We start from the raw sequence: 21,585 nt of genomic DNA, 5'->3' as shown, positions 1-21,585 counted from the left end.
CAGTGCGCGCTGGACGATGACTACCGCCACCGCTGCCTCCAATTTTAATGCGTTTACCCTGGGGGAGAGCCCCAAACCCCCGCCGCCATGCCCAGGCTGAAGAAGCCCGGTCATCTGCCTCAGGTTCCGCAGCCTGAAAAAAGGCCGCTACACCCTCATAAGGTCGGCTTCGCCGAGTAACTAATGGGGGCCTCAGGCCGCCCCCCAAACCCCTTGGCCGAGGCATATAGGGTGTTCTGTCAGGTCGCCCGCGCTGGCCGCCAACTCTATCCCGCTTAGTGCCGCCTCAGTTCAGCGGCAGCAGCTCGCAGGGCCGCCCCAGCCGCCGCGCTGCCCGGTAGGCGCTCAGGGTGCCCTTGCTGCGCCAGTCCCACACCAGCAGCACCCGGCCGGCCCGGCTCACTATTTCGGCGTTGCGCACATGCGGCGCAGCGGCCCCGTGGGCGGCATAGTCGGGCCGTAGTTCCAGCAGCGCCACGCCGGCCCGCCGCGCCCACCCGGCCGCCAGCGTGTCCACGCCCGCCGCCCCGCCGCTCACCACCTGGTCCAGTTCCCCAGCCGCCAGCAGCGCATCCAGGCGCACCAGTAGGGCGGGGCAGCTGGCTACGCTTCGGCTGCCTACTACTGCCACGCTGTGCTTTTTATCTTTTTCCATGCTTAAAGATACGAATAATTAGCGTATAAAAGAACAACAACCTGCGCAAAATAAAAGAAAATATGTTGCTTATATGTACAGCAATTCAAGCGTTATAACGTATATTTGTATAGTAGTCCGGGATAGGCCCGGACGCCCGCAGTGCGGCAGGGCCCGGTCACACAGCACCCCCACGGCTAACACATACAGCCATGCAACCCAACCAACTTTTGCAGCTCGCCGCTGCCGCCTGGAAAGGCCCCGCCCTGTGCTCGTTCTCGGGCATTTACATTGCGCAGTCCGCCACCACCTATGGCAAGGGCGGCACCAGCTGGCACGTCATGCTCAGCCTGGCCCAACGGCCGGAGTGCCAGCCCTCGGGGGGCTTCGCCGGCTCTTCTCCCTGCCCGTTTGAGGCGCTGCGCCTGGCTTTCCGCGCCATGCGGGCCGCGCACCCCGGCTTTGCCTTCGCGGCCGTGTGGCAGGTTATCAAGGCCGAGGATGATTTTGCCGGCATCCCCACTCATGCCTAGCGTCGCCACTGCCCCAGCCGCGCCCATGGTGGGCGCGGCTGCCGGCAAGCTGGCCACCCTGCACGCCACTCTTGCCCGGCTGGAGGCCATGTTTCCGCCCCGCCCCCGGCCAGCACCCACGCCCATCGACCCGGCAGCCGTTGCTGCCCGCCACGCGCTGGCCCGTGCCCACTCCACCATGTTCGACGCCCGCGCTGCCAAGTATGCCCTTCGGGATGATTACCGCCCTCAGCCCGGCCGCTTTGCCCGGTTGCGCGCTGCCATCATCCGCTACCAGCAGGCCCGCGCCGCATACGCAACCGCTGCCGCCGCTTTCCACGCCAGCCCCGCCGGAGCCGCTTTGCAGGCCGCCCGCGCCAAGTACCCCCGCTTTTAGCCACCCGGCCCGCGCCCACATCGGCGCGGGCCACTAAGCCCCGCCAGCAATGCAATACGACCCGAAGGACGGCGCAAGCCAATCAACCGAGGCCGAGCTAAACGGCCTCAGCGGCGATGAAATGGCCGCTGATGAAGGCCAGGCCGCTTTCTACGAGCAGCAGGAGGAGTGGGAGCGCCAGGCCCACTACCACCACGAGCAGGAGCAGGAAGCGTGGGAGGAGGGCGAATACGAGCAGATGATTTTCGAGGTCGAAGGCTATTAGCGCCCGCCTCACCCAACCCATTCTTTCACCAGGGGCCGCCCCGCCGGGTGGCCCCACAGACAAGCCTCCATCATGCCTAAAACCGCTACTTCCTACCAGCCGCATTTGCTCGACCCGCACAGCGGCAACCCGCAGCCGGTCACGCCCAAAAACGGCCGCAGCTTCAAGCTGGCCGAGTTGTACGCCCTGCTGGATTGCCAGACCGTCGACGTGGTGCGCCTCACCGAGGAGCTGATTTTGATAATCGACGACGAGGGCAAGTTCAAGCACCCGGCTTACCTCAATCTGCTGGCCACCTACCTCTGGTACCAGCACCAGCCTGCCGCCCGTGGCCACGATAGCATCGTGGGCCGCGCCATCGTCTGCCACGACAAGCAATTCCGCTAAACCCCAACGGCGACGGGGCCGGCCGCCAACTGGCCCCACTTTTTTCACTCCCCAACCCATTTCTCATTATGGCAACCGCCACCACAACCCCCAAACAGGCCGCCAAGGCCGCTCCCGCCGCCCTCGTTACCGAGTCGGCCGCTACCCTCACCGCCAGCGCCCGTCCGGCCTACCTCGTGGCCAGCGTGGACGAAAGCACCGGCGAAGAAACCTGGTCGAACCGCTTCCGCTACCTGCCCGGCCACCCCCGCCAAGTGCGTTTCGACGCGAAGGCCGGCCAGTTCAACATCAACGGCACCGTGCCGTTGGGCAGCTCGATTAGCTTCATTCCCTTGGCGTGGCGCATTTTTCAGGACGACATTCTGAACATGGGCCGCAAGACGTGGGCCGAGCTGTATTTCGCCGACGACAAAGGCGCGGTTTGCGCCGTGCTGTTCCACGGTTACTCGGTTGAAAACCTGTACCGCCTGATTGAGCCGCTGTTTTACGACGACCTGACCCTGGCCGACGTGGTGGTAACCGTCACGGCCGCCAAGAAGGAGACGACCAAAGAAGGCAAGAAAGCCACCTATTTCATCGCCGAGTTCAGCTACACCGCCGCCGACCCTACCGAGGCCCAGGCCCGGAAAGACTTCGCCCGCGACTTTGAGCTGTGGCGCGCCGAAACCTACACCGGCCTGGCTGATGTGAAGCTGGCCCAGGGCTACACCGTGCCCCAACCCGACGCGCCGGCCCCGCGCTTGGGGCAGGAAACCGAACTCAAAGAAAGCATCAGCCAAGCCGCCTAATCAATCACCGGCCGCCCGCCCGCCGCGCTTTGTGGCGGGCGGGCTAGCCAAACTTTCCTCCTCATGCTACAACTCCCCGAACTCCGCCAGGAACTGCCCGCCAGTACGCCCGAAGAAGCCGCCCGCCTGACTGAGCTGGCCCAACTCCTCGCCACCATTGCTCCGCTGGCCGACCTGCGCGACCTCGCGCCCGCCGTGCGCCAGCTCTTCCCCGAACCGGCCTATGAAGTCGGCTGCGGCGGCTCCCACATCTGGCTGCACCGCGCCGACGAGCCCCAGCGCCTGGCCTGCGTCCTCGACCGCCATCAGTAAATCCTTTTGCCGCCATTAAACGCCCCGTCTCATGTTTACCAATGTCCAGCACCACCCCGCCCTGACCCAGGCCCAGCACCGCGCCTTACCCCACGTCAGCAACACGGACCTGAGCAACCTAAAAAACGAGCTGTTAGGCCTCACCCGCCGGCTCACCCGAAGGACAGCGCAAGCTAACCCCGTGGCCCTGGCCTACGGCTCCCACTTCCACACCGCCGTGCTGGAGCCCTTGCACTACGCCCGCACCGAGGAGCGCGGCATCAAGTGGGCCGACCTGGAGCAGCTGGCCCGCCAGGTACGCCGCCAACGCTACTGCCGCGACCTGCTGTATCGGGGCCAAGCCGAACAATCCTACACCGCCACCCACACGGCCACGGGGGTAGGGGTAAAGCTGCGCCCCGACCTGCTGGTACGCAGCCGCGCCGGCCGCCAGCTCACGCTCATCGACTTCAAAACCACCAGCAGCCCCGACCTGGCCCACTTCCTGGCTACCATCGAGAAGTACGACTACGACCGCCAGGCCGCCCTGTATCTGGACGTACTTGGGGCCACCCGCTTCCTCATCATCGGCGTGCAGAAGAAGGCCCCGCACGAAGTGTGGCGCGTCGAGCTGACCGCTACGCCCGGCCTCATCGAGCAGGGCCGCAAGAAGTACAACACCCTGCTGCGCCACCACGCCCGGCAAGCCCACCAGCTGCCCGAAGCCCCCGCGCCGTTTGAAACGCCCGCGCCGTTGGCGCTGGCCGCTTAACTTGCTGCTATTCATTTCACCCACTCTTTTTCTAAATGGCAACTTTCCAAATTTCCCGCACCAGCGGCCAGTACTGGTACCACCTGCGTGCTGACAATGGCGAAATTGTTCAATCCGGCGAGGGCTACACCAGCAAGGTCAGCTGCGAAACCGGTATCCAGAGCGTCAAAGCCAACTGCCATCCCCAGCGCTTCGATTCTTTCTTCAACGCTGGCCAGTACGGCTTCAACCAGATAGCCGCCAATGGCGAAATCATCGGCCGTAGCGAGAAGTACACCACCGCCCAGGCCCGCGACCACGGCCTCCAAGTCGTCATGCGCGAAGCTCCCGAGGCCCACGTTCAGGACATAGCCTAATACCAAGCCATTGCACATAAAAGAGCCCGCTGACAGCTTGTCAGCGGGCTCTTTAGGCTCTAAACAAATCCCTTTAGGGTACTACTCGCTTGCTTCCTCACGCAGCATCGACGCGCTAGTTACCGTCTTCGGCACTGGTGCCACGTCCTGTGCGGGCGCAGCATTCGGTACCAGTGCCTTTGCAGCCTGCGCGGGCAGCACAATCGGCGTACCCATCACCAACTCCCCAAAAAGTGGGTCATTAGGCAGGGGCTGCCCGCCGTTGCCATCCGGGACCTGGTTGAACAGTACCACTTCCTCACCGGGCGTGCTTTGCGCCAAATGGTCCTCCAGTACCTCCTGCCCGCTGTTGGCGTGCAGCGCCTGCGTGAGCAGCGTGTAGGTGCTCACGTCCACGTTGTAGAGCTGGTTCAGTGCATTCATCTGCATGGCCGCATCCTCGGCCGCGCCGATGGCATCCGAGAGCAGCTTGGTATAGCGCCGGGCTTTTTGGTCGGCTTTGGCCCGCAGGCTAATGGCGCGCTTCATGCGCCGCTTAAATTGTTGTTGATAGGCCGTAAGTGCCATGATAATGAAGGTGTAGAAGGTGAAATAAAAAACGGCCAGCCGCTGCCGACTGGCCGTTTCGTGCCGCAGGTGTCCCAGTTTAGGCCACGTACTCAATGGCCAGCGGGTTCGTGCTGTTGTTGTTGAGGGCGTAGAATTTGCCGTTAATCTGCTGGTAGAAGTTGATGCCCACCACACCCACTACCAGCGAAGCGGCCGCCGGAGCTGCCGGGAAGGTGGCCACCATCGCCTGGTTAGCCAGGGGTGCGCTGTTGATGGGCAGAATGCCCAGCGGCGCGGCCACCACGGCGTTGGTGTAAGTCAGCGTCTCCATGTCCAGCTCCGACGCAGCAAACACCACCTCGAAGTGCGTAGCGCCCTGCGGAGCCGCGATGTCCGATGCTGGATTCAGCGCCGGAATGCTCATCGTCACCTCCGAGCCGGCCCCCGTCACTTCATAGGGGAAGTACATGGTTTGGCCGATGCCCGAAGCCCCGTTGAAGTCGAAACCGAGCAGCGGAGCCGAGTTGCTGGCGTCAAAGACGCGCTGGCCCCGGTCGTTGGTGTCGTCGAGACCGATGACTTCGCGCATCACCTTCGTGAGCCGTGCGGCCAGGCGGCTGTCGCTGGCCGAGGCAATGGCCACGCGCAGCGAGTCGCGGAGCAGTTTGCTATACTTGGCAGCCAAGCCAAATTCAGCCGCATTTTCACGCGTACGGGCCCGGCTTGGGGCGCTGGCAAAAGCTGCTTTGTTGCTTTGCGGCTTCTGCGAAATGTTGCCATTTTTGTTGAACACCAAGCCACCCACGGTGCCCTGAATGCCTAAAATACCTGTCTGACGTGCCATTATAAAAGGTCGTTGTTAAGAGGTTATAGATTCGTTTTCGTCGTTGGCTGCTTGCGCTTATGCGACCTTGCTACCAGGTGCAGCCCACCCCGTAACGCCGCTGGTTTTTGTCGTTGAGTTTGCGCCGCTGGCTTATCGGCTGGCCGCGCCGCACGCTCCGTATCCGGCCGCTCATGTGCCCGCACCGTGCAGCCCCGTGGGGCCAGTTGGGCCACGCCGACCACCGCTGCGCCGCTACCCATCAGCAGGAGCAGCACCCGCGCAATCAGCCGAGCAATCCGTAAAAATTTCATGCCCCGAACCTACGGCCCCACGAGGAGGGTTGTATATTTGTCTAGCCAACTATACCCCACTAGTACCCACTATGCCCCAGGTTTGTATCTATCCCAAGGAAGCGGCGGCCGTCACCGGCAACGGGTACCAGGCCGGCAAGCGCCTCTTGCAGCGCATCCGGGTGCAACTCGGCAAGCCCACCCGCGCCCTGGTTTCCATCCAGGAATTTTGCGCCTACACCCACCTGCCCGAGCAAGAAGTGCGCGCTGCCCTCAACGCTAAATAAGCCGCCGCTGCACCGGGGCGCGACCGTAGCGGAAGCCTATCGGAAGCCTATCAGCAGTGGGAGCGAGGCCGCACCCGCCGCCCTTTGGCGAAAGCGCTAGCAGCCAATCCCACGAAAAAGAGCCACTCCCAGCCAGGAAGTGACCCCAAGTGCCGAAAAGATAGGTTGGCAACTGATGTCCCTCGGCAAAAGCAAAAGTATAATCAGCGTAGAATAAGCCAGAAATATCTTTCCTTTTCTAGCCCGGTCAAGCCCGACTGTCCGATATTCTGTCCGATATAAAAGCAAAAACCCCATTCACAAGCTGTGAATGGGGTTTTTCGTGGTCGTGTAAGGAGTCGAACCTTAAACCTTCTGATTCGTAGTCAGATGCTCTATCCAATTGAGCTACACAACCATTTTCCCCTGTTGGGAGCACAAAGGTAAGCGGAGAAAAACCGCCTGTGCAAGCTGCGTGCACATTTTGCCGCAAGAAAAATGGGCCAATGGCAGCAAGTGGCTAATAATCAGCCGGAGATTTTTTGCTCGTTTCCGGTGCTGCCCTGGCGCAATACCCGCTGCAAGGCTCTATTAAAGACGAAGTACAGGCCGAACAGCGAGGCCACCACCAGCCCCAGCAGCACTATCTTGCTCAGGGTACCTTCGTCGGGGTCTTTTAACAGGGCCAGCACGTCGGAGGCTTTGGTGCCCAGCCAGTAGAAGAACAGGCTGCGCGGCAGCATGCCCAGCACCGAAGCCGCCAGGAAGCGCTTACGCGGCACCCCCACAATGGCCAGCACAAAGGTCATGAGGGCAAACGGCAGCACCGGCGAGAGGCGCGTGAGCAGGATGAGCTGCCAACTCTGGTTCTGCAGCTCGCCCAGTACGGCCTCGGCCTTGGGGAAGAGGTGCAGAAAGTGCCGCAGCTTGCCGTGGTCGATGCGTTTGGCCAGCTCGTAGCCGATGGCAGAGGCCAGCGCATAGGCCAGCACCATGCCTAGCAGCCCCGGCCAGCCAAAGTAGTAGCCCGTTACGATGGCCACAAAAGTGGTAGGGGTAAGGGCAAATGCCATTGTGAAGGCAATAACCACGAAGTACAGCAGCGCCTGCCCGAGGCTGAGGTGCTCCAGCAAGTCCTGCTTTTCGTAGAGCAGCCCCAGCAGCGAGGCCGAGCCCAGCAGCGGCACAGCCACCAGCAGGAACATGGTGAGCAGTGTGGAAAAATTTTTCTTGAAAAGCTCGCGCAAAAATTTCATAGGCAGCGAAGGTAAGGGCAGGGCCGTCCATGCAAAGCTGCAATGCTCGGCCGGAGTAACTCCGTTTGTACCTGTACGCGCCACCCGGGTCGATGGCTACCCAGGCGAATGCTTATACCGTCCAGAGCCGCAGGCTCATCCAGCCATATGTGCCCAGCACGGCGGCCAACCAGCCCAGCGCGCCGTAGGTGAGTAGCAGGTACCAGGCCACCGCCGGGCGCTGAAACTGCTTAAAGTACCGCACCGTGAGCAGCACCCCGGCCAGGGTAAACGCCACGAACACCAACGGCCCCACCGAGGCAACCACGGCCGCCGTCGTCCCAAGCTCATTGGCGAAGCGCTGCAGCGCCAAGTTCGTAGCAACTAGGATGCCCAGCGCCAGTAGCGGCAGCAGGCGGGGGAGCAGCTGCGCCCGCGGAAGTTTGCGGCGCAGCACCCGTACCAAGCCTACTAGCGCCGCTAGGCTGCTGCTCACAATCAGCAGTGCGCTCAGGGCCAGCAGGGCCGAAGGCAGCCACCACCAGAAGCCCGCAGCCAGCGCGTAGCCGGCCTCGTTCAGGGGCATGGTGGTGACCAATATCCGCCGGCCTTCCCGGTCTTGTGCGAGGGCGGTGGTGGCAGCCAGCTCGTTGGGGCGGCGGAAGGTGAGCGGGCCGGTGGGCAGCAAGGTGTCGGTTTTGCCGATGAGGGGTTCCAGGAGCAGCAAATTTCCCTGCCGACGCAGGTTACGGCTGCCCACCAGGTAGTCGGTAATGCCAGCAAGCTCCTGCCGGGGCGCGGCGCCTCGGTAATGACCCAGATAGGGCGCCACGGCGGCGCCGTCGAGCGGCGCCGGGGGCGGCAACCGGCGCACGGGTAACTGCCGCAGCAGAAATGCCTGCACCAGTTGCTCCAGCTTCGGGACGCGCCGCTCCCCCCGGCCGTTGCTCGAGCAGGCGTAGCCCACGCCCAGCTCTCGGTTGTAGCCAAAGCCACTGATAAAGCCATTCATTGCGCCGCCGTGGCCCCGAAACAGGGCTTTGCCCAGCATGCCGAGCGGGTAATTAGCCAGGCCGTAGGCGGTGGGCAATCCGGTGCGGCTGGCCAGAGGCGAGTGGGCGGTTTCCAGCGCGCGCAGGCTGGCGGGCTGCAGCAGTGCCCGGCCGTTGGCGGTGCGTCCCTCGCGCAGAAAAAACCGCACCCACTGCGTCATGTCAGCCGCCGACGCACTCATCGAGCCGGCCGCGCCCGTATGAGTCGGCCGCAGAGGCAGCGACTCGTACTGGCCATTGGCATAGCGGTAACCTCGCGACATTTCGGGCCCCACGGTGAGGCGCCGGGCCGGGCTGGCGTCGGGCATGGCCAGCGGGCGCAGAAACTGCTCGGTCAGGTACTGCTCGTAGGGCTGGCCGCTGAATTTTTCCAGCAGGTAGCCGGCCGCTTCGTAGCCGGGATTGGAATAGCTTGTGCGCTCGCCGGGCCGCCAGCGGCAGCGCAGCTCCCGGCGGAACAGGGCCAGGCCGGCCAGTCCGTGCAGGTCGTTGGCAGTCAGGTTCTCAAAGTGGTTGGGGGCCATGTCGTTGAAGCCCGCCGTGTGCTCCAGCAGGTGCACCACGCGCACCGGGTCGGTGGCTTCCCAAGGGTTGTCTATAGGGATTTCGGGCGCGATTTTACGCACCTCGTCGTCCAGGCGCAGCTTGCCCTGCTCGATGAGCTGTAGCAAGCCAGCAGCGATGAACATTTTGGTAATGGAGCCGATGCGGAAGCGCGTGTGCGCCGTCACGGGCCGCTTGGCGGTCACGTCGGCCAGCCCCAGGCCGCCTTCAAATAGCACCGAGTCGTGGCTGACCAGCGTGAGCATGAGCCCCGGAATGTGCTCGCGGGCCATCACGTGGCGCAGCGAATCCTGCAGCTGCGCCAGCGAGCGAATGGCGGGAACGCCCGGCTGCGCCCAGGCCGGCACTGCCAGCAAAATGGCCAGCACGGCCATAAGTATTAGTTTGTTCATTGATGCAGAAAAAGGGAAGAAAAGAGTTTGCCAAAGCCATCAGCCAGCCGTAAGGCTGGGCCTGATCAAAAGCGTAGAATAATTCCAATATTACAAAGCCTAACACTGAGGAATGGCTGTTGCTTCGTTTCGGGCGCATTCCCCGACCTTTGTTGCCACGTTTGTTTTCACCGGCTCTCAGCCCCAACTGCCCACCCATGAAATTCGCCACCAAAGCCATTCACGCCGGCGTGCACCCCGACCCCGCCACCGGGGCCATCATGACGCCCATCTACCAGACTTCCACCTATGTGCAGTCCTCGCCCGGCAAAAACATGGGCTTCGAGTACTCGCGCACGCACAACCCCACCCGCTCGCAGCTGCAAGCCGCCGTGGCCGCCCTCGACAACGGCAAGCACGGCATCGCCTTCGCCTCGGGCATGGCCGCCATCGACTGCCTAATGAAGCTGCTGAAGCCCGGCGACGAGGTGATTTCGACCAACGACCTGTACGGCGGCAGCTACCGCCTCTTCACCAAAGTATACGAGCCCTACGGCATCAAATTCCACTTCGTGCCCATGCACGACATGGAAGCGGTGCGCGCTGTGGCCAACTCCAATACCAAGCTGATTTGGGTGGAAACGCCCACCAACCCGCTGCTCAACGTCATCGACATTGCGGCCGCCTCGGCCGTTGCCAAAGAGTGCGGCGCGCTGCTGGCCGTCGACAACACGTTCAGCACGCCCTACCTGCAAACCCCCATGGATTTGGGCGCCGATATCGTGATGTACTCGCTGACCAAGTACATGGCCGGCCACTCCGATACGGTGATGGGCGCACTGGTCGTGAACGACGACGAACTGCACGAGCGCCTGAGTTTCTACCAGAACGCCTGCGGCGGCACGCCCGGCCCCCAGGACTGCTTCCTGGTGCTGCGCGGCCTCAAAACCCTGCACATCCGCATGCAACGGCACTGCGAAAACGGCCGCGCCGTGGCCGAATACCTGCGCCAGCACCCCAAAGTGGAGAAGGTGTACTGGCCCGGCTTCGAAAACCACCCCAACCACGCCGTGGCGGCCAAGCAGATGCGCGACTTCGGCGGCATGTTGTCCTTCGTGCTGAAGGGCGACAACCAGGCCGACGCCATTGCCGTGCTCGAGAAGTTCCAGTACTTCACCCTGGCCGAAAGCCTGGGCGGCGTCGAAAGCCTGAGCGGCCACCCCGCCACCATGACGCACGCCAGCATTCCGGCCGAGCAGCGGCGCAAGTCGGGCCTCAGCGACTCGCTTATTCGTCTGAGCGTGGGCATCGAGGATGCCGAAGACCTGATTGCCGATTTGGCGCAAGCCATTGGCTAGCAATACCAGCTTCGGCTGATAAGGCGTTGGAAGCGCCGGGCTGCCTTTGCGGGCGGCCCGGCGCTTTTACATTTAGGCTTCCATCTTCTTTTCCTTTTTTCTGATGCGTCGTTTATTTCTGATGTTGCTGCTGCCGCTGGCGCAGCCGGTTGTTGCGCAGGTCGCGCCGCCTGCTCCCCCGCATACCATTCTGGTGCGCGGCGCGGCCGAACAGGAGTTGGAGCCCGAAAAGCTGGATTTGCTGCTCACCTACCGCTTTTCGGACAACGTGAAGGAAAGCGGCCGCACCCTGGAACAGGAGCAAGGCCTGCAGCAGGTGTTGAAGCAGGCCGGCATCGCCCCCGAAAAATTAGTGCTCGAAGATTTGAGCGCCAGCGGCTACGGCGGCTTCTCGAAAACCGGTAACACCAGCGTGGCCCTCACCAAAGTGTACCGCCTGAGCCTCGACAACCCCAAAATTCTCAACGACCTTATTCCGAAGCTGGTCCAAACCGGGGCCGACAATTTGCGGGTAACCAACCTGGAAAACACCCGGCTCGAAGCGGTGAAGGTGGAGGTAGCCGGCCGCGCTGCCGCCAATGCCCGCCAGAAAGCCCAGAGCGCGGTGAAGCTGGCCGGAGGCCAGCTGGTTGGTGTGGTGGCGATGGTAGAAATACTGTCCGATGACTCCGGCACCGACCCCTTAGCCAATTTCCGGCTGGGCTACGACAAGAAAAAGACACTTGGCAGCAGGTCCGATATGCAGGGAGAGACTGCCAGCATCTTTACTCCTAACCTGCGCAAAATCAAGGTGCAGGCAGTGTATGATGTTGTTTTCGAAATAAAGTAGCCCCGCCATCAGCCGGCCCGATAATGTCGCAAGCCCCGCCCATCGTCACCCTGCCGCTCTTCCCGGAGCTGGACCGCCTGCTGCTGGAACTGCTGTGGAGTCTGACCCCCGAGGACTGGCAGCGCCCCACCCTGGCCCGGCAGTGGACGGTGAAGGACGTAGCGGCTCACCTGCTCGATGGCAACCTGCGCACCCTCTCGATGCTACGCGACGGTTACTTCAGCGAAGCGCCCGACGACTCCAGCTACGCGGGCGTTGTGGCCTACCTCAACCGGCTGAACGCTGATTGGGTGCGAGCCGCCCGCCGCCTTAGCCCGGCTGTGCTGTTGGAACTGCTGGCACAGTCGGGAGCCGAGTACACGGCGTATCTGCACTCGCTCGACCCGTGGGCGCCGGCTGTTTTTTCGGTGGCCTGGGCCGGCGAAACCGAGTCGCTGAACTGGTTTCACATCGCCCGCGATTACACCGAAAAGTGGCACCACCAGCAGCAAATCCGCGCCGCCGTGGGCCAAACCGCGCCGCTGATGGCTCCGAAGTTCTTTCGGCCTTTCATCGAAACGATGATGCGCGGCTTGCCGCACGCCTACCGGGAAGTGCCCGCGCCGGTTGGCACCCGCGTGCAAGTATCGGTGAGGACAGACGCCGGCGGCACCTGGGAGCTGGTACGCGCCGCCGGGAGCTGGCAGTTGCAGGCCCCGGTAGCAGATGCGCCAGCCGCCGCTATCACGCTGGCGTCGGCCGATTCCTGGCAGCTCTTTACCAAGGGCTTGCGCGCGGCCGAAGCGCAGGAACGCGCCCAAATAACCGGCGATGAGCGCCTGGCGCTGGCTGCCCTCCGCCTGGTGGCCGTGATGGGGTAGGAGGGACGTACTTGGTGCTGAAGCGGCAATCTGGGGCCAGCGGTGTGGCGTAGGTGTGCCGGCTACTTCCCAACTGCTTATGGTTTTTCTGCGTCCGCTGCTGGTTTCATTGCTGCTTTTCTGCGGCAATAGTTGCGCCGTGCCGCCGTCGGCTACTACGAGCATGGCAGGCCCCGGCGTGTCGTTTCTGGCGCTGGGCGATTCCTACACCATTGGCGAGGGGGTGGCGGAAGCAGCGCGTTGGCCTGTGCAATTGGCTGCGCTGGCCCGGCAACAGGGCGTGGCCATGCAGCAGCCCACCATCATTGCCCGCACCGGCTGGACCACCGCCGAATTGCAGGACGCCACTGCCGAGGCCCGCCCTGCCCCGGCTTACGGGCTAGTCTCGCTGCTGATTGGGGTGAACAACCAGTACCGGGGGCAAGGTGTAGGCCGCTATCGGCCCGAGTTTCGGGCACTGCTGCACCAGGCCATTGGCTTTGCAGGCGGCCGGCCCGGGCGAGTAGTGGTACTGTCCATTCCCGACTGGGGCCAGTCGCCCTTCGGCCGGCGCCAGGGAGCCGACCCGGCCGCAACCGGCGCCGAAATCGACCAGTTCAACGCCGTGGCGCAGGATGAATGCCGCCAGGCCCACGTTGCGTACGTCAACATCACGACGCTGACCCGCGCCGCCACTACCGACCGCGACCAGTTCACCCGCAACGGCCTGCACTACTCCGGGGCGCAGATGCGGCAGTGGGCCGGGCGGGTGCTGCCGGTGGTGTTACCCATGCTGCGCTAAGCCCCCGCAACTGGTTTTTTGATGTAGGCACATTAAAAGGTCGTTAATCTCAAACCCTGCCGGGGCCGGCCTGGTATAAGGGCTGATTCTATTCAAATTCTGGTTTTTATTGACCTGCTTCGAGCCGGTTTTGCGCTTATGCTTTCCTTTATCAACTTGCGCCACTGGGCCCGAGTATTGCCCGGTGTTGCCTTACTAGGGCTTGCCGGTTGCGAACTAATTGAATTCAGCCCCAACGACCACCGAGTTGCTGAAGAATTCACCAACCTTACGGAGAAAAACCTGGCGAAGCTGGCTGCTCGGCCGTTGCCGGCCGGCGATACCCTCCGCTTCGTTTTTACCGGCGACTCGCAGCAGTTCTACGACGAAGCCGAGGCCCTGGTGGCCAGCGTGAACCAGCAGCCCGGCATCTCCTTATTGGTAGTAGCCGGCGACATTTCCGACTTCGGCCTGGCCCGCGAGATGCAGTGGGTGGATGAGAAGCTGCGCCGCCTGACGGTGCCCTACGTCACGGTTATCGGCAACCACGACCTCGTGGGCAATGGCCGCCCCGCATACCAGCACATTTTCGGGGCTTTCAACTACTCGTTTGTGTACGGCGACACCAAGTTTATACTGGTGGACACCAACGGCCGCGAATACAACTTCGACGGCACCGCGCCCGACATGGCCTGGCTCAACCCCCAGCTTGCCAGCTTCGATGGTGCGCGGCGCAAGGTGGTTATCTCGCACGTGCCGCCCAACAACGACGATTTCGACCCCGGCCTGCGGGTGCCCTACGTGCAGGCCCTGCGCGAAACCCCGGGCCTGGTGTTCGAGATGAACGGCCACAACCACTCCTACAGCATCTCGCAGCCTTATAACGACGGTGTAACCTACGTCAACTCCGACGCTTTTTCCGAGCGCCACTACCTGGTCGTTACCGTGTGGGGCGACAAGCAGTTTCGCATCAAACGGGTTAAGTTTTAATGAATACGCTGCTGCTTTCCGCCCTATTGCTAGCCGGCCTGTGCGCCGCTGCCAGCACCCCGCCCGATACTGCCGCGACTAGCCCGGCCACGCCTGCTCCCCGCGCTGCCGGTCGCCCTGGGCACCCCTGGTACCGCCCTACTCACCTGGCCCTGCAAACCGGCGGTGGCCTGGGCATGGTGGCCGCCGGGGCCGGCTACGAATTTTCGAAATCGCACCTCGAAGCCGACCTTCTCATTGGCTACGTACCGAAGCGTTATGCTGGCTCCACGCTCAGCCTGGCCTCGCTCAAGTTCCTGTATTCGCCCTTCCACCTGCCGGTGGGCGAAAAGCTGCAGGTGGTGCCGCTTACGGTGGGCGCGTACTTCAGCTACACCCACGGCACCCTCAACGACGAACTGAAAGGCCAGTATTCGAGCGACTACTACTGGTTTTCGACGGACACGCGCTACGGGCCGCTGCTGGGCAGCCGCGTCACGTTCCTGGCCCCGCCCATTGCCGCCACCGGCCAGCCGCGCAAAATCTCTCTGTACTACGAGTTGGGCAGCAACGACCTGTACCTGGCCAGCTACCTCAACAACCGCAACGGCGGCCTGGGCTTCGGCCAGCTGCTGACGTTGGCGCTGGGCCTGAAAGCCGACTTTTAGTAGGCGCAACCTTTTGGTGAAAGCACCGGTCAGGGAGGCAGCGGCGCAATTGCTGCTAGCATTAGTGCGTCCTTGCTTTCCGATGAAAAAGAATCTACTCCTGCCGCTGTTCCTGGTGGGGCTGGTGTTGCCGGCTGCGGCCCAAACCTGCGAGATTACGGGCCGGGCGGGCCTGGGCCTGATGCGCTTTGGTGGCCCCGATGCCCAGCCATCCTCACTCGTGCTGTATATACCGAATGAATCCGGCATCAGCTACACGAATAGCCCCTACGGTAGCCGGCTAGGCACTGGGGTGGCGCTGGGCCTGCGGGTGCAGCGCGTGGGCGAGCACCGAGGGCTGCTGGCGCTGGACCTGGGCTACGAGTGGCTGCGAAGCCGTACCAACATCACCCAAGTGGATTACTCACCAAGCGTGTACAGCTCGTTTCGGGGCACCTACAGCGCCGATGGTGCCACGTCTCTGTACTCCCAGAACCTGACGACTTTTCTGGGCCTGGGCCACCGGTTCGAGCTGGGAACCGTGGCCGTTGATGTCCTGGCAGGGCCGGAGCTGGCCTACGTTTTCAGCTTTCGCGAAAAAGGCAGCGGCACTTACGACGGCGGTAAGGGCTGGGCCACCGACCAGCGCGACCGCGCCTACAACCGCTTCGATGCCCGGTTGCGGGCCGATGCCACGGCCTGGTGCCACCGCTTGGGCTTCAACGCCAGCTATTCCCACGGCTTTATCAACTACCAAAGCGGCCTGAAAGGGGCCAGTCCGGAAGTGTACGCCCGCATCCTGCGCCTAGGGCTGGCCTACCGCCTGCATTAGGTGCGGCAAAATATGTGGGCCAACGCTGCGTCTTCAGCCGGAATGAGCCCCCAAACGACTTCCGCCCCGCGCCTGCAAGCCATTTACGATGGCAAAGCCTATCAGAATGCCGTGCCCACCACCGTGAGCCCACCCTCTGGCTACAGTGAGTTGCTGAAGCGCTGGCTGTTCGAGAAAGCCGAGCGGGAGCCCAAAAAGCCACTCGGTCCTTTCCCGGCCGACGCCAAAGCCCTGGCTGCGCCCGTGCCAGCCGCTGCCCTGCGCGCTACCTGGCTGGGCCACAGCACCGTGCTGCTCGAAATCGACGGCCACCGCATCCTCACCGACCCGGTGTGGAGCGAGCGGGTGTCGCCCACATCGTTTATGGGGCCGAAGCGGTTTTTTGCTCCCCCGCTGCCGCTGGCTGAGCTGCCGGAGCTGGATGCCGTGGTGCTCTCGCACGACCATTACGACCACCTCGACTCGGCCGCTATTCACTTCCTGGGGCGTACGGGTGTGCCGTTTTTCTGCCCGCTGGGCGTGGGCGCGCACCTGCGCCGCTGGGGCGTAGCGGCCGCCTGCATCACCGAGCTCAACTGGTGGGAGTCAGCCCAGCTGAGTGAGGATTTTACGATGGTGGCCACGCCGGCTCGCCACTTTTCGGGCCGGGGCCTCACCCGCAACGGTACGCTGTGGGCCTCGTGGTGCCTGCTGGGGCCCACACACAAGGTGTTTTTTGGCGGCGACTCGGGCCCGTTCGAAGAAGGCTTCCGGCAGATAGGGGAGGCCCACGGGCCGTTCGATTTAGTGATGTTGGAAATTGGCGCTTCCGACCCCGAGTGGGCCGACATTCACCTGGGGCCCGACAATGCGCTGGTGGCCCACCGGCTGCTGGGCGGCGGCCCGCTGCTACCGCTGCACTGGGGCACGTTCAACCTGGCTTTTCATGCCTGGCAGCAGCCGGTGCAGCGCCTGCTTGCGGCTGCCGGCCCGGAAGTGCCCCTGCTGTTGCCCGCCCCCGGCCAGCCAGCGAACATCGCCGCCGGGCCGCTGAATTCGCACTGGTGGGAGCGGTAGAAAAAGCTTGGCTGTAAACAATTGCGGCTGTCTCCGGGATAGTAACACTGCTTGCAATGCCGCTGCTGTTTCGTAAGCTTGTGAAATACCCGTTGCCAGGCCGCACACTGCTGCCGCCCGCTACTGCTGAAAGTGCCCGACATTATCCGGCTCGGCTTCCTGCCCGGCTCGGTTTGGTTGCCTTACCCTCCCTTCGTCACGTTCCCAGCCACGTTCCCCACGTTTCAATCGGCCCGGCCTTGGGCAGAAGCAGGACGAGTGCAGGCGTTGCAGTGATGGGTAATTGATTCCATCGTATTTTTTATTTGAATGTCACTCGTTAGTTTCTCACCAACCAGTTCCACCTTATGAAACACAGCTTACTTCTTCTCCTGTTTTTACTCTGCGGGCTGATGGCCCAGGCGCAGAAAGCCACCGTGAGCGGGCGCGTGGTGGGAGCACAGGGCGAAGCCCTGCCCGGCTCGACGGTGCTGGAACGTGGCACTACCAACGGCACCAGCACGGGTTCCAACGGCGAGTTCTCGCTCTCGGTCAATCCCGGCGCGACCATTACGGTGCAGGCCATCGGCTACACCACCCAGCAGATTCCGCTCAACGGCCGCACGACGCTTGATGTGCGCCTGGCCGCCGCCGCCCAGGATTTGAACGAGGTGGTGGTGACGGGCTCGCGGGCTACCGAGGGCCGCTCCAACATCCTCACCACGGCCCCGGTCGACGTGATTTCGGCCCGCGAAATCAAAGCTTTCGCCCAAACCGATGTGGCCCAGATTCTATCCTACGCCGCGCCCTCGTTTCAGAGCACGCGCCAAACCATTTCCGACGGCACCGACCACATCGACCCCGCCAGCCTACGCGGCCTTGGCCCCGACCAAGTGCTGGTGCTCGTGAACGGCAAGCGCCGCCACAACTCGGCGCTGGTCAACATCAACGGCACGGTGGGCCGCGGCTCGGTGGGCACCGACCTGAACGTGATTCCGACCGCCAGCATCAAGCGCATTGAGGTGCTGCGCGACGGTGCGGCGGCCCTCTACGGCTCCGACGCCATTGCCGGCGTGATTAACATTCAGCTGAAGGACGACTCGACCGGCGTGACGGCCAGCAGCACTGCCGGCCAAACCACCCAAAACGACGGCAGCGTGTTTCAGGCCGATGTTAACGTGGGCACCAGCCTGGGCAGCCGCGGCTTTCTGGACCTGAGCGGCCAGTTCCAGAACCATGACTACTTCAACCGCGGCCTGTCCGATACGGCCCCGCTCATTTACTTGGGCGGCAACAGCGGCCAGTACCCCGGCGGCACCGCCGCCGACACCGAGCAGAAGCGCCGCGACCTGAAGGCGCAGGACGACGCCCTGGTGGCCCAGCGCGGCTACGACCGCAACAACCTGCGCGTAGGCAGCGCCGCTACCCGCAACATTGGGGGCTTTCTGAACGCCGGCTACCAACTGGGTGCCGGTTTTGAGGCCTACGTATCGGGCGGGGCCACGTACCGCACGGGCAAGTCGGCCGGTTTTGCCCGCCTGCCCAACCAGCTCACGCAAATCGACCTTATCTCGTTTCCCAACGGTTTCCTGCCGTTCATCAACACCACTATCAACGACCAGTCCGTCATCACGGGATTGCGCAAAACCGTTGGCGGCTTCGCGGTTGATGCGAGCAATACCTTCGGCCGCAACCAGGTGCGCTACGACATCAGCAACACCGTAAACGCTTCGCTGCCGCAGGGCTTTGCCCAACGTGAATTTTACGCCGGCACGCTCACTTTTCTCCAGAACACGACCAACCTGGGCGTGGCGCGCAAGTTTACCGACCTGGGCCCGCTGGCCACGCTCAACCTGGCTTTCGGCGGTGAGTACCGCCGCGACCAGTTCCAGATTGAGGCCGGGGAACGCAATTCCTACATCAACGGCGGCCGCCTGATTGGGACCACGCCCACGGCGTCGGGCTCGCAGGTGTTTCCGGGCTACCAGCCCACCGACGAGGTGATTCGGCACCGCACCAATGTGGCCGGCTACGTGGACCTGGAAAGCGACGTAACCGAAAAATTGCTGGTGCACGTAGCGGGCCGGGTCGAGAACTACTCGGACTTTGGCAGCAGCGTGAGCGGGCAAGCCGCTGCCCGCTTCAGCATTTTCGACGGGCTGGCCCTGCGCGGGTCCTTTGGCAACGGGTTCCGGGCACCGTCGCTGCAGCAGCGCTACTTCACCAACGTGAGCACCCAGTTCATCAGCGGTGTGCCCAACCAGATTCTAACCGTGAACAACGAAAACCCAGTGGTTCGCAACGGCTTTGGCGGAGCCGGCCAGCAAGGGTTTGGCGTGGCCCCGCTCAAGCAGGAAAACTCGCACAACTACAGCTTAGGCCTCACGGCCCGCGTGGCCCGCACCGCTACGCTGACCGTGGACGCTTATCAGATTGATATCACCGACCGGATTGTGCTTTCGTCGTCGTTCACCCGCACCAACCCCACCGTCAGCACCATCCTAGGCACGTTGCCGGTGAGCCGGGTGCAGTTCTTCGCTAACGCCGTGAATACCCGTACCCAGGGCATCGATATTGTGGCCAACGAGCGCCTGGTGCTGAGCGAGAAAAGCCGCCTGACCCTGACGGCCGCGGCCAACTTCAACGAAACCGTGGTGCGCAGCTTCAACAGTACCTCCACCACTATCAACAACGACGCGACGCCCGGCACCACCAACCTGCAAAACACGCTGTTTGACCGGCAACAGCGCGCCCGCCTCGAAAACGGCAACCCGCGCAGCAAAATCAACCTTTCGGCGAACTACAACTACGGCATTCTGGGCATTGAGGCCCGTACCGTGCGCTTTGGCGAGGTGCAAACGAAGGACGCCGACCCGACCCGCTCGTTTCTGGACCAGACCTACGCCGCCAAGTGGATAACCGACCTCACGCTGAGCGCCCAGGTAACGAAGCAGGTGGGCCTGCTGGTGGGCGTCAACAACTTGTTTGATGTATACCCTGACCGCCTCATCCAGAACCCGCGCAACGACCCCAACAACTTCTCGGTAGACCCTGCCCAAAGCTATAGCTCGTCGCTAGACAACACCAACCGCGGCCGCTTTGTGTACAACGCCAGCCAGTTCGGCTTTCAGGGTGCCTACTATTTTGCCCGCGTGAACGTGGCTTTCTAAATCCGGCACTTCAGCTGAAGTTTGAAAGCAAAAAAGGCCCGCTCTGTTGCAGAGCGGGCCTTTTTCTTGTCTGGTAACCTACTAATGGCCGGTGTAAGCCAGCCGGGCCACCTGAGTGCCGTCGGGCGTGCGGGCGAAATACAGGCCGTTGGTCAGGGCCGGAGCGGGCCGCCACGTTAGGCTGCCATCGGCAGCGGTACGCAGTTGCGCCACTACGCGGCCCAGGCCATCGGTGATGGTGACCGACTGTTGCCCCGGGTTGGCCAACCGGAACTGCACCTCGCGTTCGAATGGGGTAGGGTAGGGGAGTTGGGCCAGCGCGAGCCGCTGCCGGGTAGCCAGGGCCTGGGTGGTTACCTGCACAGCTAGCGTTAGCTCCTCTGCACCGGCAATCGGGCAGGCATTATCGGTGGCTGCGGCCGTGAGAAAATAGCGGCCCGGGCGCTGATTGGCCGGTACCTGCCAGGTAAGCAGCGCCTGCCCATTGCCCAGGCTCTGGAAAGTGGCCCCGGGCACTATCCCCATAGCGGTGCTGCTTAGGGTGAGGGCCTGGCCGGCATCGGCATCGGCAGCGGTGAGCACCAGCGAAAGCGTCTGGCCGGGGTTCACCCGAATGGTCTGGCCCAGCAGCTGGGCGGTGGGCGCACTGGCCAACGCCACCCGGCTAAAAGCGGGCAGCTGGTTGCTGGAGCCCAGCTGCACGAAATACGTCATGTCGCGGGTGATGCTCCCAATGCGCTGCCAGGTCCCGGCTATTTTCCGGTATTCATCCACGCGGGCCGCGAGGCAGTAGCGTCCCTGCTGCGTGGGGCCGTTAAGCGTGAGCAGGGTGCCGGTGGCAGCATCGAGCTGGAAGTGTGGTGCCAGGGCCCCCGCTATAGGTGTGCTGCAAGCCGAATTGGTGCTGGGGCCCGCCAGGGGCTGTACCAACTGGTAGGCCAGCGAGTCGCCTTCGCTGTCGAAGGCACTCAGGCTGTAGCGCTGGTTGCTCTGCACCCCGGAAAGCTGAATGAGGCGGGCCAGGTTGAAGCGGGGCGAGGAGTTTGCCAGCCCCGTCGAGTTGTCCAGCTCGGCCTGCACGTACTGGCTTTGCGTAATTGCTTGCGCCATATTGAGGATGAGGCCGCTGCGATTTTCGCCGTTGATACTAAGCGTCCACTGGCCCGGAGGAAGTTGCACGTTACCTTCCAGCGTGCTCACTGAATACCTAATCGCATTGCCACTACAGCTGCTGCTGCTCACAATGTCTTGTTGGGTCCGCACAAGCATTGTTGTGAAACTTCCCGGGAGCGTTACGCCGCACTCATTCTTGCCGCAGCTCAGCATAATCTGGTCCTGAGTCGCAGTCACTCCCGGCGAGTTGTCCAAAAACAGCATTGCCGTGACGTGGTACTGATTGGGGTTAGCGGCCGTGCCGGCGTATTCGTAGCGGAGGTCGCCACCCATTAGGTGCGAGGCATGGGTGGCCAAAGCGCTACTCAGGCACAGCAAAAGCGCAGCAAGGCCGCGGAAGTGGAAAGGAGTTTTCATGTCTCAGCTAGGGTAAATAGCGAACGAAAAATACCCCTGG

General features: G+C 62.9%; 23 protein-coding genes, 1 tRNA gene and 1 pseudogene. 18 read left to right on the top strand and 7 right to left on the bottom strand.

What is annotated here, in order from left to right; all coding sequences use genetic code 11:
• Positions 1-286: 286 nt before the first annotated feature.
• Positions 287-658 (bottom strand): annotated as a pseudogene (locus ABD837_RS03915) (SLOG family protein); the annotation flags it as partial.
• 188 nt (positions 659-846) lie between these two features.
• Between ABD837_RS03915 and ABD837_RS03910 the strand changes: the two are divergent.
• The 8 genes from ABD837_RS03910 (at position 847) to ABD837_RS03875 (ending at position 4,402) form a co-directional block, all read left to right on the top strand.
• Entirely contained in the window at positions 847-1,167 is a 321-nt protein-coding gene (locus ABD837_RS03910) for a hypothetical protein (protein ID WP_152560014.1), read from the top strand.
• The gene (locus ABD837_RS03905; RefSeq protein ID WP_345050514.1) at positions 1,160-1,543 is read left to right on the top strand and encodes a hypothetical protein; all 384 of its coding nucleotides are present in this window, start codon (positions 1,160-1,162) and stop codon (positions 1,541-1,543) included. The genes ABD837_RS03910 and ABD837_RS03905 overlap by 8 nt, the downstream gene beginning before the upstream one ends.
• 49 nt (positions 1,544-1,592) lie before the next feature.
• Positions 1,593-1,808 carry a hypothetical protein gene (locus ABD837_RS03900; protein ID WP_035565318.1) on the top strand — a complete coding sequence of 72 codons (216 nt, stop codon included), beginning with the start codon at positions 1,593-1,595 and terminating at the stop codon, positions 1,806-1,808.
• Positions 1,809-1,880: 72 nt separating this feature from the next.
• Positions 1,881-2,195 (top strand): DUF3846 domain-containing protein, encoded by a 315-nt coding sequence (locus ABD837_RS03895; RefSeq protein ID WP_345050511.1) that lies wholly within the window; start codon positions 1,881-1,883, stop codon positions 2,193-2,195.
• A 68-nt stretch (positions 2,196-2,263) separates the two neighbouring features.
• Complete coding sequence (locus ABD837_RS03890) at positions 2,264-2,983, top strand: hypothetical protein (RefSeq protein ID WP_345050510.1); 720 nt, start codon at positions 2,264-2,266, stop codon at positions 2,981-2,983.
• Positions 2,984-3,046: 63 nt separating this feature from the next.
• Positions 3,047-3,295 (top strand): hypothetical protein, encoded by a 249-nt coding sequence (locus ABD837_RS03885; RefSeq protein ID WP_345050507.1) that lies wholly within the window; start codon positions 3,047-3,049, stop codon positions 3,293-3,295.
• 31 nt (positions 3,296-3,326) lie between these two features.
• A complete protein-coding gene (locus tag ABD837_RS03880) occupies positions 3,327-4,046 on the top strand; it encodes a PD-(D/E)XK nuclease-like domain-containing protein (RefSeq protein WP_345050504.1) in 720 nt (239 codons plus the stop codon).
• Positions 4,047-4,081: 35 nt separating this feature from the next.
• Positions 4,082-4,402 (top strand): YegP family protein, encoded by a 321-nt coding sequence (locus ABD837_RS03875; RefSeq protein WP_035565332.1) that lies wholly within the window; start codon positions 4,082-4,084, stop codon positions 4,400-4,402.
• A gap of 81 nt (positions 4,403-4,483) precedes the next feature.
• Here the strand turns inward: ABD837_RS03875 and ABD837_RS03870 are convergent, their stop codons facing one another.
• Both ABD837_RS03870 and ABD837_RS03865 read right to left on the bottom strand, forming a co-directional pair.
• Positions 4,484-4,969, bottom strand: coding sequence for a hypothetical protein (locus tag ABD837_RS03870; protein ID WP_345050500.1), 486 nt, complete (start codon positions 4,967-4,969; stop codon positions 4,484-4,486).
• Between the two features lie 79 nt (positions 4,970-5,048).
• Positions 5,049-5,795 carry a hypothetical protein gene (locus ABD837_RS03865; protein WP_345050498.1) on the bottom strand — a complete coding sequence of 249 codons (747 nt, stop codon included), beginning with the start codon at positions 5,793-5,795 and terminating at the stop codon, positions 5,049-5,051.
• Between the two features lie 364 nt (positions 5,796-6,159).
• Here ABD837_RS03865 and ABD837_RS03860 point away from each other — a divergent pair, with 364 nt between their 5' ends.
• The gene (locus ABD837_RS03860; RefSeq protein WP_035565337.1) at positions 6,160-6,354 is read left to right on the top strand and encodes a hypothetical protein; all 195 of its coding nucleotides are present in this window, start codon (positions 6,160-6,162) and stop codon (positions 6,352-6,354) included.
• 323 nt (positions 6,355-6,677) lie between these two features.
• Here the strand turns inward: ABD837_RS03860 and ABD837_RS03855 are convergent.
• The 3 genes from ABD837_RS03855 to ABD837_RS03845 all read right to left on the bottom strand — a co-directional run bounded on the left by ABD837_RS03855 (position 6,678) and on the right by ABD837_RS03845 (position 9,576).
• Positions 6,678-6,751, bottom strand: a tRNA-Arg gene (locus tag ABD837_RS03855).
• Positions 6,752-6,860: 109 nt separating this feature from the next.
• Positions 6,861-7,589 carry a TVP38/TMEM64 family protein gene (locus ABD837_RS03850; RefSeq protein ID WP_345050492.1) on the bottom strand — a complete coding sequence of 243 codons (729 nt, stop codon included), beginning with the start codon at positions 7,587-7,589 and terminating at the stop codon, positions 6,861-6,863.
• A gap of 112 nt (positions 7,590-7,701) precedes the next feature.
• A complete protein-coding gene (locus ABD837_RS03845; RefSeq protein WP_345050489.1) occupies positions 7,702-9,576 on the bottom strand; it encodes a serine hydrolase domain-containing protein in 1,875 nt (624 codons plus the stop codon).
• 197 nt (positions 9,577-9,773) lie between these two features.
• Between ABD837_RS03845 and ABD837_RS03840 the strand changes: the two genes are divergently transcribed.
• The 9 genes from ABD837_RS03840 (at position 9,774) to ABD837_RS03800 (ending at position 20,015) form a co-directional block, all read left to right on the top strand.
• Complete coding sequence (locus tag ABD837_RS03840) at positions 9,774-10,913, top strand: cystathionine gamma-synthase (RefSeq protein WP_345050487.1); 1,140 nt, start codon at positions 9,774-9,776, stop codon at positions 10,911-10,913.
• 103 nt (positions 10,914-11,016) lie between these two features.
• A complete protein-coding gene (locus tag ABD837_RS03835; RefSeq protein WP_345050484.1) occupies positions 11,017-11,742 on the top strand; it encodes an SIMPL domain-containing protein in 726 nt (241 codons plus the stop codon).
• A gap of 23 nt (positions 11,743-11,765) precedes the next feature.
• Positions 11,766-12,602 carry a maleylpyruvate isomerase N-terminal domain-containing protein gene (locus ABD837_RS03830; RefSeq protein ID WP_345050482.1) on the top strand — a complete coding sequence of 279 codons (837 nt, stop codon included), beginning with the start codon at positions 11,766-11,768 and terminating at the stop codon, positions 12,600-12,602.
• Between the two features lie 79 nt (positions 12,603-12,681).
• Positions 12,682-13,383, top strand: a complete 702-nt coding sequence (locus ABD837_RS03825; protein WP_345050479.1) for an SGNH/GDSL hydrolase family protein — start codon at positions 12,682-12,684, stop codon at positions 13,381-13,383.
• A 138-nt stretch (positions 13,384-13,521) separates the two neighbouring features.
• A complete protein-coding gene (locus ABD837_RS03820) occupies positions 13,522-14,352 on the top strand; it encodes a metallophosphoesterase family protein (RefSeq protein WP_345050476.1) in 831 nt (276 codons plus the stop codon).
• Positions 14,352-14,999, top strand: coding sequence for a hypothetical protein (locus tag ABD837_RS03815; RefSeq protein WP_345050473.1), 648 nt, complete (start codon positions 14,352-14,354; stop codon positions 14,997-14,999). The genes ABD837_RS03820 and ABD837_RS03815 overlap by 1 nt, the downstream gene beginning before the upstream one ends.
• 82 nt (positions 15,000-15,081) lie before the next feature.
• On the top strand, positions 15,082-15,810 hold the full coding sequence (locus ABD837_RS03810; RefSeq protein WP_345050471.1) for a hypothetical protein: 729 nt from the start codon (positions 15,082-15,084) through the stop codon (positions 15,808-15,810).
• Between the two features lie 42 nt (positions 15,811-15,852).
• Positions 15,853-16,866 carry an MBL fold metallo-hydrolase gene (locus ABD837_RS03805; protein ID WP_345050468.1) on the top strand — a complete coding sequence of 338 codons (1,014 nt, stop codon included), beginning with the start codon at positions 15,853-15,855 and terminating at the stop codon, positions 16,864-16,866.
• 347 nt (positions 16,867-17,213) lie between these two features.
• Positions 17,214-20,015: a TonB-dependent receptor gene (locus ABD837_RS03800; RefSeq protein WP_345050465.1), complete on the top strand. Its 2,802-nt coding sequence runs from the start codon at positions 17,214-17,216 to the stop codon at positions 20,013-20,015.
• Between the two features lie 81 nt (positions 20,016-20,096).
• Here ABD837_RS03800 and ABD837_RS03795 read toward each other — a convergent pair whose 3' ends face one another.
• A complete protein-coding gene (locus ABD837_RS03795) occupies positions 20,097-21,545 on the bottom strand; it encodes a T9SS type A sorting domain-containing protein (protein WP_345050463.1) in 1,449 nt (482 codons plus the stop codon).
• Positions 21,546-21,585: the final 40 nt, after the last annotated feature.

Source organism: Hymenobacter glaciei (assembly GCF_039539585.1).
GTDB lineage: Bacteria > Bacteroidota > Bacteroidia > Cytophagales > Hymenobacteraceae > Hymenobacter > Hymenobacter glaciei.
The sequence above is the reverse complement of the archived record's forward strand: the minus strand, read 5'-3'. Positions and strand labels throughout refer to the sequence as shown.

Excerpts from the sequence above, each read along its gene's own strand:
- ABD837_RS03910 (WP_152560014.1), top strand. The coding sequence starts at position 847 with ATGCAACCCAACCAACTTTTGCAGCTCGCCGCTGCCGCCTGGAAAGGC.
- ABD837_RS03905 (WP_345050514.1), top strand. The coding sequence starts at position 1,160 with ATGCCTAGCGTCGCCACTGCCCCAGCCGCGCCCATGGTGGGCGCGGCT.
- ABD837_RS03900 (WP_035565318.1), top strand. The coding sequence starts at position 1,593 with ATGCAATACGACCCGAAGGACGGCGCAAGCCAATCAACCGAGGCCGAG.
- ABD837_RS03895 (WP_345050511.1), top strand. The coding sequence starts at position 1,881 with ATGCCTAAAACCGCTACTTCCTACCAGCCGCATTTGCTCGACCCGCAC.
- ABD837_RS03890 (WP_345050510.1), top strand. The coding sequence starts at position 2,264 with ATGGCAACCGCCACCACAACCCCCAAACAGGCCGCCAAGGCCGCTCCC.
- ABD837_RS03885 (WP_345050507.1), top strand. The coding sequence starts at position 3,047 with ATGCTACAACTCCCCGAACTCCGCCAGGAACTGCCCGCCAGTACGCCC.
- ABD837_RS03880 (WP_345050504.1), top strand. The coding sequence starts at position 3,327 with ATGTTTACCAATGTCCAGCACCACCCCGCCCTGACCCAGGCCCAGCAC.
- ABD837_RS03875 (WP_035565332.1), top strand. The coding sequence starts at position 4,082 with ATGGCAACTTTCCAAATTTCCCGCACCAGCGGCCAGTACTGGTACCAC.
- ABD837_RS03870 (WP_345050500.1), bottom strand. The coding sequence starts at position 4,969 with ATGGCACTTACGGCCTATCAACAACAATTTAAGCGGCGCATGAAGCGC.
- ABD837_RS03865 (WP_345050498.1), bottom strand. The coding sequence starts at position 5,795 with ATGGCACGTCAGACAGGTATTTTAGGCATTCAGGGCACCGTGGGTGGC.
- ABD837_RS03860 (WP_035565337.1), top strand. The coding sequence starts at position 6,160 with ATGCCCCAGGTTTGTATCTATCCCAAGGAAGCGGCGGCCGTCACCGGC.
- ABD837_RS03850 (WP_345050492.1), bottom strand. The coding sequence starts at position 7,589 with ATGAAATTTTTGCGCGAGCTTTTCAAGAAAAATTTTTCCACACTGCTC.
- ABD837_RS03845 (WP_345050489.1), bottom strand. The coding sequence starts at position 9,576 with ATGAACAAACTAATACTTATGGCCGTGCTGGCCATTTTGCTGGCAGTG.
- ABD837_RS03840 (WP_345050487.1), top strand. The coding sequence starts at position 9,774 with ATGAAATTCGCCACCAAAGCCATTCACGCCGGCGTGCACCCCGACCCC.
- ABD837_RS03835 (WP_345050484.1), top strand. The coding sequence starts at position 11,017 with ATGCGTCGTTTATTTCTGATGTTGCTGCTGCCGCTGGCGCAGCCGGTT.
- ABD837_RS03830 (WP_345050482.1), top strand. The coding sequence starts at position 11,766 with ATGTCGCAAGCCCCGCCCATCGTCACCCTGCCGCTCTTCCCGGAGCTG.
- ABD837_RS03825 (WP_345050479.1), top strand. The coding sequence starts at position 12,682 with ATGGTTTTTCTGCGTCCGCTGCTGGTTTCATTGCTGCTTTTCTGCGGC.
- ABD837_RS03820 (WP_345050476.1), top strand. The coding sequence starts at position 13,522 with ATGCTTTCCTTTATCAACTTGCGCCACTGGGCCCGAGTATTGCCCGGT.
- ABD837_RS03815 (WP_345050473.1), top strand. The coding sequence starts at position 14,352 with ATGAATACGCTGCTGCTTTCCGCCCTATTGCTAGCCGGCCTGTGCGCC.
- ABD837_RS03810 (WP_345050471.1), top strand. The coding sequence starts at position 15,082 with ATGAAAAAGAATCTACTCCTGCCGCTGTTCCTGGTGGGGCTGGTGTTG.
- ABD837_RS03805 (WP_345050468.1), top strand. The coding sequence starts at position 15,853 with ATGAGCCCCCAAACGACTTCCGCCCCGCGCCTGCAAGCCATTTACGAT.
- ABD837_RS03800 (WP_345050465.1), top strand. The coding sequence starts at position 17,214 with ATGAAACACAGCTTACTTCTTCTCCTGTTTTTACTCTGCGGGCTGATG.
- ABD837_RS03795 (WP_345050463.1), bottom strand. The coding sequence starts at position 21,545 with ATGAAAACTCCTTTCCACTTCCGCGGCCTTGCTGCGCTTTTGCTGTGC.